Source organism: Microbacterium mitrae, from assembly GCF_008017445.1.
In the GTDB taxonomy this organism is placed as follows: Bacteria; Actinomycetota; Actinomycetes; order Actinomycetales; family Microbacteriaceae; genus Microbacterium; species Microbacterium mitrae.
Genome location: NZ_VRSW01000001.1, coordinates 930911 through 944131 on the forward strand (window position 1 = coordinate 930911; position 13221 = coordinate 944131).

14 protein-coding genes are annotated in these 13221 nt (G+C 63.1%); 3 read left to right on the forward strand and 11 right to left on the reverse strand.

Annotation, left to right across the window (positions count from 1 at the left end):
• Window positions 1–58 precede the first annotated feature (58 nt).
• From FVP60_RS04420 to FVP60_RS04430, 3 genes are all read right to left on the reverse strand, one after another.
• Entirely contained in the window at window positions 59–610 is a 552-nt protein-coding gene (locus FVP60_RS04420; RefSeq protein ID WP_147825019.1) for an NADPH-dependent FMN reductase, read from the reverse strand.
• Between the two features lie 140 nt (window positions 611–750).
• Window positions 751–1665, reverse strand: a complete 915-nt coding sequence (trhO, locus tag FVP60_RS04425; protein WP_147825020.1) for an oxygen-dependent tRNA uridine(34) hydroxylase TrhO — start codon at window positions 1663–1665, stop codon at window positions 751–753.
• Between the two features lie 27 nt (window positions 1666–1692).
• Window positions 1693–2160: a hypothetical protein gene (locus tag FVP60_RS04430; protein ID WP_147825021.1), complete on the reverse strand. Its 468-nt coding sequence runs from the start codon at window positions 2158–2160 to the stop codon at window positions 1693–1695.
• 96 nt (window positions 2161–2256) lie between these two features.
• Here FVP60_RS04430 and FVP60_RS04435 point away from each other — a divergent pair, with 96 nt between their 5' ends.
• The gene (locus FVP60_RS04435; protein WP_147825022.1) at window positions 2257–2589 is read left to right on the forward strand and encodes a PadR family transcriptional regulator; all 333 of its coding nucleotides are present in this window, start codon (window positions 2257–2259) and stop codon (window positions 2587–2589) included.
• A complete protein-coding gene (locus FVP60_RS04440) occupies window positions 2586–3602 on the forward strand; it encodes a permease prefix domain 1-containing protein (RefSeq protein ID WP_147825023.1) in 1017 nt (338 codons plus the stop codon). The genes FVP60_RS04435 and FVP60_RS04440 overlap by 4 nt, the downstream gene beginning before the upstream one ends.
• Before the next feature lie 42 nt (window positions 3603–3644).
• Here the strand turns inward: FVP60_RS04440 and FVP60_RS04445 are convergent, their stop codons facing one another.
• From FVP60_RS04445 to FVP60_RS04460, 4 genes are all read right to left on the reverse strand, one after another.
• Window positions 3645–3959 (reverse strand): YchJ family protein, encoded by a 315-nt coding sequence (locus FVP60_RS04445; protein WP_246132456.1) that lies wholly within the window; start codon window positions 3957–3959, stop codon window positions 3645–3647.
• Between the two features lie 65 nt (window positions 3960–4024).
• Entirely contained in the window at window positions 4025–4390 is a 366-nt protein-coding gene (locus FVP60_RS04450; protein WP_147825025.1) for an LPXTG cell wall anchor domain-containing protein, read from the reverse strand.
• A 92-nt stretch (window positions 4391–4482) separates the two neighbouring features.
• Window positions 4483–5508 (reverse strand): non-homologous end-joining DNA ligase, encoded by a 1026-nt coding sequence (ligD, locus tag FVP60_RS04455; protein ID WP_147825026.1) that lies wholly within the window; start codon window positions 5506–5508, stop codon window positions 4483–4485.
• A gap of 79 nt (window positions 5509–5587) precedes the next feature.
• Window positions 5588–6670 (reverse strand): SseB family protein, encoded by a 1083-nt coding sequence (locus tag FVP60_RS04460; protein ID WP_147825027.1) that lies wholly within the window; start codon window positions 6668–6670, stop codon window positions 5588–5590.
• A gap of 379 nt (window positions 6671–7049) precedes the next feature.
• On the opposite strand from FVP60_RS04460, the gene FVP60_RS04465 reads away from it, so the two are divergent.
• Window positions 7050–7769: a MerR family transcriptional regulator gene (locus tag FVP60_RS04465; protein WP_147825028.1), complete on the forward strand. Its 720-nt coding sequence runs from the start codon at window positions 7050–7052 to the stop codon at window positions 7767–7769.
• On the opposite strand, the gene FVP60_RS04470 is transcribed toward FVP60_RS04465, so the two are convergent.
• From FVP60_RS04470 to FVP60_RS04485, 4 genes are read right to left on the reverse strand one after another with little or no spacing between them, the layout of a single operon-like run.
• Window positions 7766–10195, reverse strand: coding sequence for an ATP-dependent helicase (locus FVP60_RS04470; protein ID WP_147825029.1), 2430 nt, complete (start codon window positions 10193–10195; stop codon window positions 7766–7768). The two genes, FVP60_RS04465 and FVP60_RS04470, sit on opposite strands and share 4 nt — an antisense overlap.
• A 31-nt stretch (window positions 10196–10226) precedes the next feature.
• On the reverse strand, window positions 10227–11168 hold the full coding sequence (locus tag FVP60_RS04475; RefSeq protein ID WP_147825030.1) for a hypothetical protein: 942 nt from the start codon (window positions 11166–11168) through the stop codon (window positions 10227–10229).
• Window positions 11169–11223: 55 nt separating this feature from the next.
• Window positions 11224–11889 carry a LuxR C-terminal-related transcriptional regulator gene (locus FVP60_RS04480; protein ID WP_147825031.1) on the reverse strand — a complete coding sequence of 222 codons (666 nt, stop codon included), beginning with the start codon at window positions 11887–11889 and terminating at the stop codon, window positions 11224–11226.
• On the reverse strand, window positions 11886–13115 hold the full coding sequence (locus FVP60_RS04485) for an ATP-binding protein (protein ID WP_147825032.1): 1230 nt from the start codon (window positions 13113–13115) through the stop codon (window positions 11886–11888). The genes FVP60_RS04480 and FVP60_RS04485 overlap by 4 nt, the downstream gene beginning before the upstream one ends.
• Window positions 13116–13221 lie beyond the last annotated feature (106 nt).

A 13221-nucleotide genomic window follows, 5' to 3' on the forward strand; every position in this document is an offset into this window, starting at 1 on the left:
TACGATACGAGGCTGCCGCAGCCCCCAGGGGCCGCGGCAGACTGTTCACAAGCGGGAGTTAGGCCGCGTTGCGCGAAACGTGCTTGGCGAACGCCTGCATCCAGCTGTGCAGGAACGACGAGGTCGATGCATCGGCGATTTCACCGTCTGCGGTGAAGAAGCCCGGCGTGATGGTGAGGTAGCCCTCGGGCTGAGCCATCACATCTGAGTCCAGGAACGAGAGCACGGTGCGCAGGTGCGACTGTGCGACGGCGGTGCCGATCGCACCGATCGATGCGCCGATCATTGCAGACGGCTTGCCGGCAACGACGTTCTGGCCCCACGGACGGCTTGCCCAGTCGAGGGCGTTCTTCAGCGCACCGGGGATAGACCGGTTGTACTCGGGCGTGACCACCAGGATTCCGTCGACGTCAGCCAGACTGGCCTTGAAATCCAGAGCCTCGGCCGGGTAGTTCGCATCGGCGTCGTGCGAGTACAGGGCGAGCTTCGAGTAGTCGATGTCGACAATTTCCAGCTCGGCGGGTGCGAGCTTGGTCAGCGCGTTGGCGAGCTGGCGGTTGATCGAATCGGAGGCGAGGCTACCGACGAGGAGGCCGATCTTGATCGTCATGCTTGAGAATCCTTTCCTGTGCCTACCGGTTGCGATGGGCATCAGAGAAGACAACTTCAATGCAAACGCATATATTCCAGATTCGCGCAGAAAAGTTTCGCGACGGGGCTCACGCAGGCACGAGCGTGTTCCGGCGACCGCTACGCCAGGGCCGCCTCGGCGTGCCGCTGGCAGAGCGCAGCAATGCCGCGCGTGGAACATGACGCGCACTGCACCACACGATTGCGGCAGGACTCATCGGCGCAGTTCACCATGTTCGCATCCGGTTCACCACACGTCGAGCACGTTGAAATCACGGTCGCCTTGGAGCCAAAGGTGACCGTCTCGCGCCCGTCAAAGACGTAGAGCGATCCCTCCCACAGACCCGCATTGCCGAAGCTTTCGCCGTAGCGAACGATGCCGCCGTCAAGTTGGTAGACCTCACCGAACCCACGCGAGACCATCAGGCTCGACAGCACCTCACAGCGAATACCGCCGGTGCAGTAAGTGACGATCGGCTTGCCCTTGAGATCGTCGTACTTGCCAGAGTCGAGTTCCGCGACGAAGTCGCGGGTGGTTTCGACATCCGGAACAATGGCGTTCTTGAATTTGCCGATTGCTGCTTCAAAGGCATTGCGCCCGTCAAAAAACACGACATCGTCGCCGCGCTCGGCGACAAGCTTGTGCAGCGCGCCCGGCGTGAGGTGCGTACCACCGCCGACGACACCGTTTTCATCGACCTGCAACTCCCCCGGCGCGCCGAAGCTCACGATCTCGTCGCGCACCTTGACCGATAGCCGCGGAAAGTCCAGCGACATTCCGTGCTCATCAAGCCCGGTGCCCTCCGACCACTTGAAGTCGATGTCTTTGAAGCCGGGATAATCGCGGGTCTTGCGCCAGTATTTCTTGACCGCCGCGATGTCGCCACCAACGGTTCCGTTGATGCCATCCTTCGAGATCAGAATGCGTCCACGCAGACCCAGCAGCTCGCACAGATCGCGCTGCCACAGCCGAACGGCATCGGGGTCAGCGATCGGGGTGAACTGGTAGTAGAGGAGAACTTTCGCAACGGCCACCTATCAAGGGTACGCGGCGCAACGCGCTCATCGGTCGCGGGTGGGCCGTCCTAAATCGGGCGATACCAGCACGTCGGCGAATGTCGCGCGCAGTCGGCGCCGATCGCTTGGGGCAAACATCGCCATTTCGATCGTCGTTTTCTCGCCGGTGGCGGTACGAAACACCCAGCCTGCGAGGGAGCGCGCCCGCGGACGCATCGGAATATGTTCCTCAATCGTGCTGAGCTGGGCGGCCGGAGTGCGCCACTCTCCGCGCAAACGCCGCCGAACAATAACCTCATCTGCCGTCACCGAAATTTCGGAACCCGCAGCAAAGGCGGCGGCCACGAGCAGAATCAGCAGGCTCACCAAAATCACCCACATCGCGGCCGTCGGATTGGTCCGCCCGACCGCAATCACGATGATGAGCACCGCAACGACGGCAAACCAGGACGACGAAATCAGCCCCCAGACGGAACCACGCGCGGAGATGGGCTGAAAACGGGGAGCGGTCACTCTTTGAGTTTAAGGCCCCGTAATACTTCCCTTGACGTACTACGTCAGACATAGTACGTTTGGCGGCGTAACAGCATCGAATCGAAAGGGGATGACATGATCAGCGCCGACGCGATCCGCGGCTATATCGACCTCATGATTCTCTCGCTGCTGCGATCAGAGGCTTCTTACCCGTATGAAATCGCGCAGCAGATCAGCAGCGTGACGGGCGCGGACTATGCGATCAAACAGACCACGCTCTATTCGGCTGTGAAGCGGCTCGAAGCGACGGGACTGGTGACCTCGTTTCCCGGCATCTCGGAGTCGGGAAAGCCACGCACGTACTACCAAATCAGCGATGAGGGTCGCGCCCACCTCGAGCAGAAGATCGCCGAGTGGAACCTCACCAAGAAAGTTGTCGACCGTTTCCTTGAAGGGAAGGAATCATGAACGTCATTTCGGCATATTTGGACACCATGTTTACGGCCTACCCGGCATCGCCACGCCTGCGGGAGGCGAAGGCAGAATTGCACGGGATGATGGAAGACGCCTATAACGGATACATCGAGTCGGGGCTATCGGAGAACGAGGCGGTCGGTCGCGTCATCACGGAGTTTGGCAACCTCGACGAACTCGCCCCGGTGCTCGGCATCACCACCGAAATCGCCCCCGTCGCCAGCGAGACTGCCGATGCCGCAGCGCACCCTCACGTTTCGCCGATCACCCAACAGGAGGCGACGCTTTACGCCGCTGAACGCCAGCGCACAGAACCGCAGCTCGCCCAGGGCGTGGCGTTGCTGGTGGCCTCCCCCGCAACCCTCGTCATGCTGTCAAGTCTCGGCACTGCACCGCGGGCGCCGTTCACCACGAACACCGGCTCACTCATCGGGCTCATCGTGTTGCTCGTCATGGCGCTGGCCGGCATACTGCTCATCGTCAAGCGGTCACAACAACTGGCACCGTTTAGCAACATCACCTCGGGAGCGTTTCGCCGATCACCCGGCGTCGAGCTGTGGGCACGTTCACTTGCCGAGGCAGAAGCACCGCAGCGCTCGCGACGCCTGCAGATTGCCATCGCACTGTTTGTGCTCGCAGCCCTGCCCCCCATTGTTTTCAGCCTCGCCTTCACCGATCAATCCAACGTGTTCTCGGGGGTTGGGGTTGCCCTCACGCTCGTGATGGTGGCGGCTGGCCTCTTGATCTTCCTGCCCTCCAATTGGGCGGCAGCCACACTGGAGGCACTGACGAAGAGCGGAACCACAGAAGAAGACGACGGCACCGGCATCATTGGCGTGATCGCCGCGATCTACTGGCCGCTGCTCACCACGATCTTCCTGGCGTGGGGCTTGATCGGCGACGCGTGGGATCAGGCGTGGATCATCTGGCCGATCGGTGGCGTCTTGTTCGGCGCGATCGCGGGCGGAATCGGCGCCTTCGCGGCATACCGCAAATCGCGCGACTAGCGGCACACGGGGGGCATCAGATCGATGCTCCCGCCTCGTCAGCTACGACGAACTGTGCTCGCCATCGAGGTACCACCAGCGGGCGGATTGAAACACGAAGCGGCTGCGCTCATGCAGCTGAGCGTCGCGTCCGCCCTCGCGATAGTGAGCGACGAACTCGACGATTCCGCGGCGCGGCGTGGGTTCGGGCGCGTCGATGATTTCTAGCGCCGTCCACTGAACCGAGGGGTCTGTGACGATCTCGCCGGGGAGCGTTCCGGGGTGCCACGTCGCGACGAGGTAATCATTGAGGCCACGCGCAAACGCCGAGTATCGCGAGCGCATCAGCTCCACGGGAGTGCCAGCGTGTGCTGCCACGGTATGGAACGGCTCGCAACAGTCGGCGTATCGCCGCCCGGTATCGCAGTCGCAGCTTGAGCGGGTCACTGCTTCGCGTCGGGGTCGGCTACGCCACCGTCAGCCTGCGACGTGCCCGAATCGGCCGCACCGTCTGCAGGCTCGGCCGGAGGCGTATCAGCGGGTTTGAACAACTCGCCCTTCGCTTCGTCGCCAGCACCCACCACCCCAATGGTGGTCGTGGTTCCAACGCCCTGCCCGGTTGCCGGGTCGGCGGCGACGATGATCGGGGCGGCAGCCTCATCGGCCTCGTTGGCGCCCCGGCGGCGGAGCAACACAAAGACGATGCCCAGTACAACGAGCGCGCCCGCAATCACCCAAAGCCACCACGGCATGGCGGCTCCGCCCGTGGCCGCGAGGCCTCCTGCGTGAATGATCGTCACGACGCTCATGATGGCACCTTTCGTGTTGTGACTCACACTGTACGCGTGCCGACGTGAGGCCGACCAGTGGCCGCGGCGGCGCGTCGCGCACCATTCAGCCGCTACTCAGCACTCTTCTTGGCGCGCGACGGCTGCACGCGGGGCGGCTCGCCCGGCATCTTGGGAAAATCGGGCGGAAACGAAAGTTCACCCAGGCCGTTGTCCAGATCTCGTTGCCACCATCGCAACAGCTCATCAATGGTTCCGCGCTTCTCGGCGAATCCCGCCCACGGATCGCCCAGGGTCGTGAGCCGGTCAGGAACGGTGCGGACCGTGAATGCGAACGGATCTACGGTGTCGAGCTCTTCCCAGGTGATCGGGGTTGACACGGTGGCTGTCGGCAACGCCCGCGCGCTGTAGGCACCAGCCATGGTGCGGTCGCGGTTTGCCTGGTTGTAGTCCAAGAAAATGCACTCGCCGCGCTCCTCCTTAAACCAGCGCGTGGTCACCAGATCGGGCAACCGGCGCTCCAGTTCGCGGCATGCGGCGATGACCGCGTGCCGCACATCTAAGAACTCATGGGTCGGCTCGATGGGCGCAAACAGGTGCAGGCCGCGATTGCCGCTGGTCTTGATGAAACTCACCAGACTTACTTCGCGAAGCACCTCACGCATCGCGTGCGCGGCGACGATGGCATCGGCAAGATCGGTGCCCGGCTGCGGGTCAAAGTCAATGCGAAGCTCAACCGGATTGTCCGTGTTGTTCGCGAGCGACGCCCACGGATGAAAGACGACGGTGTTCATCTGCACTGCCCACACCGCGGCCGCGATCTCCGTGAGCACCAGCTGCGGGTGGTGCCGACCCGAGTTGTAGGTGACCTCCACGCTGTCGACATACTCTGGGGCGCCGCGCGGCGGATTCTTCGAGAAAAATCCCTCGCCATCAACGTCGCCGCCAAACCGCTCCAGCGAAACCGGGCGGTTGCCGTTTGCCGCCAGAAATGGTTCCGCCACGGCGACCAGATACTCGGCAAGCTCGTGCTTGGTGACTCCCGCCTCGGGAAATACCACGCGATTCGGGCTCGACAACGAGATCTCGCGCACCCCGCCCGGGCCCGGAACCTGCATCAGCACACGTTCGCTCACCATGCGATGACCCTATGCCGTCGCACTCCAACGCGCGAGAGGGCGCAAGAAACACGCCGCCGCGGCGCGCCGGACGATCGGGTTATGCTTCGGCGAGAACGGTCGCCAGTTCATCACGCGTCAGGCGGATGCTCGGCCCTGCCGGGTCAATAACAACGCCGGCGAGGTTGCCGTGCTCCAGGAAAGCGCTCTTGAGCTTGTCGAAACCGAAGGGCATGGGCTGTTCGGTTCGCTGCAGCGCCACCACCTCAAGCGGGTGGGTGAACAGCTGCAACAGGCGGCGACCATCACGCGTGTGAGCCTCGGCGATGCCGTACTGCTTCTCGCCGTCTTTCTCACTGGCGACACCGACCGCCACCCACAGGCGAGCGTCACGCAACGCGTCGAGCACCTTCTGCTTGGTGTCTTCGGTGCGGGGCTCGCACAGAATCGTCTTCAGCTTCATGTCTTCTTCGACGTGCGACATGGCGCGCGTCAGCACATCCACCGGAATGACGGCGCGTGCGGGAGCCGATTCGTTATCAATAATCAGACCAGCAAGGTTGCCCTTGAGCACGTTGTTGATGACGGCGTGCGCCGGTTGTGCGAAGGCGCTGGTGTTCGCGTCATTGTCTTTCTGGAATGCATCGCGCAGCGAGCGGCCAGAGCTGTACGCGAGCATGAACTGACGGTCACCATCGCTCACAATACCCAGCTGCAATGCCTCGCCCGCCTCGATCTGCGCACGCGCGTCTCCGCGCACGCGCAAGTAGACGTGACCCTGCATAAGCTGGCGCGTCACCCCCAGTAGTTCGGCGCCCGTCGGAGTCTCACCGAGGGCGGCAAGGGCATCGCGAAGCACGCCGTTGTCACGGAGACCAGAGATCGTCTCAAGGTTGGTTGGCGGATCGCTGGGCGCGAGCGGGAGCACGACTTCTTCTGGCTTTTCGGGGCGCAACGTTGCGGGAGGCGCCGGCGTCGGAGCAGAGCCCAGCCCGCCAAACGAGGTCATGCTGATATTGACCTGCGGAACGTCTGCTGCCGGAACCTCGGAGACCGGAGCGACGTCGGTATCTGCCGCGGTGGGCACCTCTTCACCTGCGGGGGCTGCAGTGCCCTCCGAAACAGCCTCGGCTGCCGGTGTCAGATCGGACGAGTCATTCTTGCGGCGAGAAAACAGTGCCATTGGGTCAGCCTAACGTGCTCAATCGACGAGGTTGGCGCTCCGCCAAGAATGTGAAGTGAATGTTCACCCGGAGCCGCGAGTGCGTGTTCGATAACACAAGCACCCGCGACCCCGCGACGATATCGCCTAGCGCCGAACGAAACGAGATCTCAGTCTCAACATCAGTGTGGTGCTCGGCCCCAACCGAGCGCTCCCCCCACACATCACTGTTCGCTATGCGATTGTCACCGTCCCTGGCGGTGTGCTTCTATAGTACAACGTCATGGATATCATTGCTATCTACGGTTCGGCATAACAGCGAACTAAACTGGATGCAACGTTCTGCGGCCCTATCATTGTGAAGTTAGCGCCGCGCCCGCACTACCGATGAAGGAGATTCATGCAACTTTCTGCACTCTCCGAGGTCACCGGAGTTTCGATCGCCACGATCAAGTTCTACCTGCGCGAAGGCGTTCTGCCCCGGGGCGTTCACGTCAACGCCACCCGCGCCGAGTACTCGGAAGACCATGTCAAGCGCATCCGGTTGATTTCGGCATTGACCGAAGTGCGCTCCCTGCCGATGTCGCAGGTAAAAGAGATTCTGCAACTCGTTGATGCCCCACTGCCTGACCCATCTGAGACGCTCAGCCGCGCCATTGGCGCCCTGCCACCCTATGTGGACGATGCGCCCGACGGCGAGTATCCCCGGGCACGCGAGGCGCTGAGCGCCCTCGATTACATCTACGACACCCGCTCGGCGGGCGTCAAGCAGCTCAACAGCGCCATTCAAGCGGTGAAAGACGCGAACCTCTTTTGGGAGCCAGAAGATATCGCCTTCTACGGCCAGATCGCGATGACGATGGCTCAGCGCGAACTTCAGCCATTGGCAACCATGAACCCCAAAGACATCGTGAGCTTTGCCGTCATGGGAACCGCCATGTACGAACCCGTGATTCTGGCGCTTCGTCGCCTGGCGCACCAGACACTGAACATCCGCATGATGCAGCAACGCGGCGCCCCAGGCGGCCCGCCCGGCGGTCCCGGCGCCCCTGGTGTACCGCGGCCAAGCGGAACCACGCAAGCACCGGTTCCGCCACCTGCCGAGGCCAGCGCGGACTAGAGCTTTTCGATCGGGGCGATCTTGATCAACAGCTTCTTAGCCCCGACGGCGTCAAAGCGCACGTGCGCAATGCGCTTGGCGCCCTCACCCGTCACCAGGTCGACGCGACCTTCGCCAAAGTCGTCATGACGGATGCGGTCGCCGGGCGCGAGTTCTAGGTCGCCGTTGTCGCGCACCTTCGACGGAATGCGATTCGGAAACTTCTCAAGCGAGGTGGTTTTCGGGCCGAATCCGCCCGAACGCCCGGGGGCGAGGGGCTGCACGCCGAACCCGCCGGAGGGGCGGCGCGCGTTGAGCGCGCGTGACTGGGTGCCACCACGGGAGTTAACGTCGCCGGGCGATTGCCGCCAGTCGATCAGCTCAGCGGGAATCTCCTGCAAGAACCGGCTCGGCATCGCGACAGACACCTCACCAAACTGTGCCCGGGTCATCGCGAGCGTGAGAAACAGGCGCTTACGGGCGCGGGTGACGCCAACATAGAACAGTCGACGCTCCTCCTGGGGCCCGCCCGGCTCCCCCGCAGAAATACGGTGCGGAATGAGATCTTCTTCAACACCCGTCACAAACACGGCGTCGAACTCCAGGCCCTTGGCCGTGTGCATGGTCATCAGCGACACGACGCCAGACTCATCGTCAAGGTCATCGGCGTCTGAGACCAGCGCAACCTCCGTGAGAAAGTCGCTCAGCGTGCCTTCGGGGTTGTTCCGGGCAAATTCGCGGGTGACCGCGACCAACTCGTCGAGGTTTTCGACGCGCGCCTCGTCTTGTGGGTCTTTGCTCATACGCAGCGCGTCGAGGTAGCCGCTCTTCTGCAGCAGCACCTGCAGGCCGTCGGCGACAGCCGTCGGCGGCGGAACCTCGCCAGAGGGCGGAACCATGATGTTGGCTGCCTCGGTGAGAACCGCATCCAACTGGGCGATGGCGTTCTGGATCTTGGGGCCGAAGCCGAGGGACTCGGAATTCGCCAATGCATCACGGAAGGAAATGTTGTGCTCGGCCGCGTAGGTTGCGATGGTCGTCTCGCTGACATCGCCAATGCCGCGCTTCGGCTTGTTGAGAATGCGGCGAACCGACTGATCGTCGGCGGGATTTACCACGGCGACAAGGTAGGCCAACGCGTCTTTGATCTCGGCGCGATCGTAGAACTTGGTTCCGCCCATGATCTTGTATGGCAGCGCCGAGCGGATGAAGATTTCTTCTAGCGCGCGCGACTGTGAGTTGGTGCGATAGAACACCGCCATCTCGCTGTATGGCATGCCGCTGCGACGCAGAGTCTCGATTTCGTCAGCGACGAACTGTGCTTCGTCATGCTGCGAGTAGCCGGTGAAGCCAACGATCTTTTCGCCGTCGCCGCTGTCTGTCCACAGCTTCTTGTCTTTGCGGTCAAAGTTGTTGCGGATCACGGCGTTGGCCGCGCCCAAAATGTTTTGGGTGGAACGGTAGTTCTGCTCCAGCAGCACCACCTTGGCGCCCGGATAGTCGTGCTCAAACTCACTGATATTGCGAATATCGGCACCACGGAACGCGTAGATCGACTGATCGGAGTCGCCGACGACCGTGAGGGAGGCGCCCTCCAACTCGGGAGCCTGATCCGCCTCGAAGATCATCATGCCGCCAGCGGCATATGGCTCTGCGGCCCCGCCGACGACGGGCTTGGTGAGCTCACGGATGAGCGAGTACTGGGCGTGGTTGGTGTCTTGATACTCGTCGACAAGGATGTGACGGAATCGGCGTCGGTACACGTCTGCGACATGAGGGAAGGCGCGAAACAGGTAGACGGTCTGCCCAATCAGGTCGTCAAAGTCGAACGCGTTGGCCTTCTGCAGCGAGCGCTGATAGTCGCGAAAAACGTCGGCGAACTTTCGCTCCACCGGATCATTCATGTTGGCGGAACGCACAAACGAGTCGGCATCTTCAAGCTCGTTCTTCAGTTTGGAGATGCGCGATTGCACCGCCGCTGGCGTCAGCCCATAAGCGTCAGCCTCATGCTCTTTGACCAGACGCTTGAGGAGCGCCCGCGAGTCACCCGAATCGTAGATCGTGAACGAGGACGTAAACCCAAACTGTTGCGCCTCACGTCGCAGAATGCGCACGCAGGCCGAGTGGAACGTCGAAATCCACATGCCCTTGGCGACGTCGCCAACGATGTGACCGACGCGCTCGCGCATTTCGGCTGCGGCCTTATTCGTGAAGGTAATGGCGAGAATCTGGCTCGGCCAGGCCTCGCGCGAGCGCAACAGTGACGCAATGCGATGCGTGAGCACGCGCGTCTTGCCGGAACCCGCACCGGCGACGATCAGCAGCGCCGGGCCGCGGTAGGTCACCGCCTCCGCTTGCGGTGCATTAAGCCCGTCAAGAAGCGGATCTCCGGCCGCAGAGGGCTCGGCGCCACGGCCGACGATGATGGGCTGCACAGAATCGGTCATGATCTCTCCAGTTTAAGCCGGAGCACCGACATCACCGCCGTGCGCGAGCAGACGAGAGCGAGCGCTGGCGGCGCGTGTAGAGGGTGAGGGCAAGTCCGGCCACAAACAGGGCGACTCCCACCGCCAAATTGATCCAGACCACCGACGGTTGGGCAACCACTTCGACGGCGTCATCTTGCCACTGGGCACCCAACCACACCGGCCCCAACGCGCCCATAATCAGCGAAAGCAGGGCAATGGTTCCGCCCACTCCCGCCGTCACGGCACCCACGGCGCCGAGCGATCCGATTTGCGGCGCCATGGCGCCGCCCGCCGCAATAAATGCCCAGGCCAGCACCGCCAACATGATCGTCAGCACGATGAAACGCAGCCAGGGCGTGTCCCACAGCATCAGCCAGAAGGTTCCGGGCCCCGCGATTGCGACCCCGGCGAGCATGATGAGACTCCACACCACGGCCGTTCCGGAGATCGCCGTCACCACCGGCCACGAGGAGCGCGGCCACACCAACACGATGAGAATCAGCCCAAAAACAAACCACCCCGCGCTCGCGATGAGCGCGGGGAGAACAGAAAGAAACGACGCAATGATGAGGTGCGTTGCAATCAGCATTCCGGAGGGAACGATGACCAGCAGCCAGCGGTCAAATGCGAGCAAGCCAAGCATGGATTCGCGCGCACGCCATGGGCGTGAGAACGACAGCCAGGTCGCGCGTGCCGCAGCCGCGCCGGGGCGACGAACCAGGCTCGTGCGGGCCGCAAGGATTCCGATGCCCAGCCAGATAACGCCCAGCGCGAAGAGGCCACGAGCAAGCCAGGCCATCAGTTCTTCGCGGTCGGCACGCTCGGGCACCAGAACAGCGTCTGGATTCACCCGTAGCAGTGCCTCGCTGAGCACCACCGCGATGGCCGCCAACACCGCCAACGCCAACGCGATGAGAACTGCTCGTCGTCCGCGTCGATCGGCCAGTGTCATGACCAAATCTTAGCGAGGTTGCGGCTGGTCAAATGCCACGAGCATCACCACCGCCTCAGAGCAGGCGGCGTGCCGAGGCCCAAGCCGTGAGTTCGTGGCGCGAGGAGAGTTGCAATTTGCGCAGCACCGCAGACACATGGGTCTCGACGGTCTTGACCGAAATGAAAAGGTCGGCGGCGACCTCTTTGTAGGAGTAGCCGCGGGCAATCAGGCGCATCACCTCCTGCTCGCGAGCGGAGAGGCGGTCAAGCTCATCGGGCCGAGCCGCAATCTCACCGGTGACCGCACCGAAGGCATCGAGCACGAAGCCGGCCAGCCGCGGAGAAAACACCGCATCTCCGGCGGCAACGGCGCGAACGCCCGCGCTCACTTCGGCCCCCGACGCACCCTTGGTGATGTAGCCCCGCGCTCCGGCACGAATCACACGCACCACGTCTTCTGCCGCGTCGGAGACGCTCAGCGCGAGGTAGCGGGTGTCTGGGGCAAGCGGCAGCGCCTCGCGCAATACGGCTTCGCCGCCGGAACCAAATTCGCCGTCGGCGCCGGGAAGGTGCACGTCAAGAAGCACCACGTCTGGCTTGGTTTCGGCGATCATGGCGACGGCGCTTGGCACGTCGGCTGCTTCTCCAACAACATCGACGGTGTCATCGAGGTCGGCGCGCAGACCCGAGCGGAAGATCGAGTGGTCATCAATAATCACAATGCGCAGTGGCGTCGTCATGACATCTCCTGGCTTCGTTGGGTGGCTCGCGCATAGTCAAGCTTGAGGTGAATTTCGGTGCCGGTTTCGCGGCGAACGATGCGGGCATCGCCGCCGGCGCGGCGCATGCGACCGATGATCGATTGCCGCACGCCGAGACGGTCGCTCGGCACGGCCGCGAGATCGAACCCGCCACCGCGATCGCGCACGAAAACGTCTACGGCGCGTTCGCTGCCCTCGATGTAGACCGAGATCGGGCCGGGTGCATGGCGTGCGGCGTTCAGAATCGCCTCCCGGGCGGCAGCGGCAACCTCACCGCTGGCACGCTCGGTTGAGGCTCCGGCGGCAACCACATCAATGACCACAGGATAGTCAAGCTCGAGCGCCGCGGCGTAGTCGCGCAGGTCGGTGGGCAGGTCGCTATCGGCCGGATCGTCACCGTCATAAAGCCAACTGCGCAATTCTCGCTCCTGCGCGCGAGCAAGTCGGGCGGCCTCGCTTGAGGCGCCAGCACGGTTTTGAATGAGGGCCAGCGTTTGCAGCACGGAGTCGTGCAGGTGCGCGGCCATTTCGCTACGTTGCTCTTCGCGGATGCGACGAATGCGCTCATGGGTGGCACCGCGAAGCGAGATCACCAGGGCGGGCGCGTAGACCGCCGCGAGCGCGATCACCGCACACAGCGCGGTGATGAATACCAGCACGCTCGATCCGCGCACCGCAAAATCAAAGCCGTACATCACGATCAGCAAGCCGTACATCACGATCAGTGCGAGCAAAATGCCGGTGGCGCTAGCGCGCACAGCCACGACGTGACGCGGGCCGCGCAACGGATCCTGCACATCCAAGAACCCGGCCCAGAGTCCCGCGATCACGCACGACACCTGCGCGATGGCGGTCAGCGCGACCCATTCGGGAGACCCGGCGTACGTCAGTCCCGAGGTTCCCATGATCATCCCCCACCCCGCGAACAGTGTCGCGACGCAGGCGATGCCAATGCTGATCCAGGCGACAGGCGCCGACCGAGTGGGAACGGCGTCGCTGGGCTCGTCTGCGAGCGGAACAAAGATCCACAACCACAGATACAGCAGAATTCCCGCGCCCAACATGAGAGATGTGAGGGCAAACAGCAACCGCACGACCGCGACGCTCCAACCCAGGTGGGCGGCGAGCCCTGCAGACACACCCGTCGCCATGCTCGCGCGCGGGCGCCGCAACGGAACGCGCGGTGCGAGCGGGAGGGATGTCATAACCCAAGTCAAGCACCCCGCCGCGGTCGGATCGACGAAGTTCTCCGAATCCAGGGATGCGTCAGGGGGTTCCCCCATAGCGACGACATTCACCGGTGACGCACAG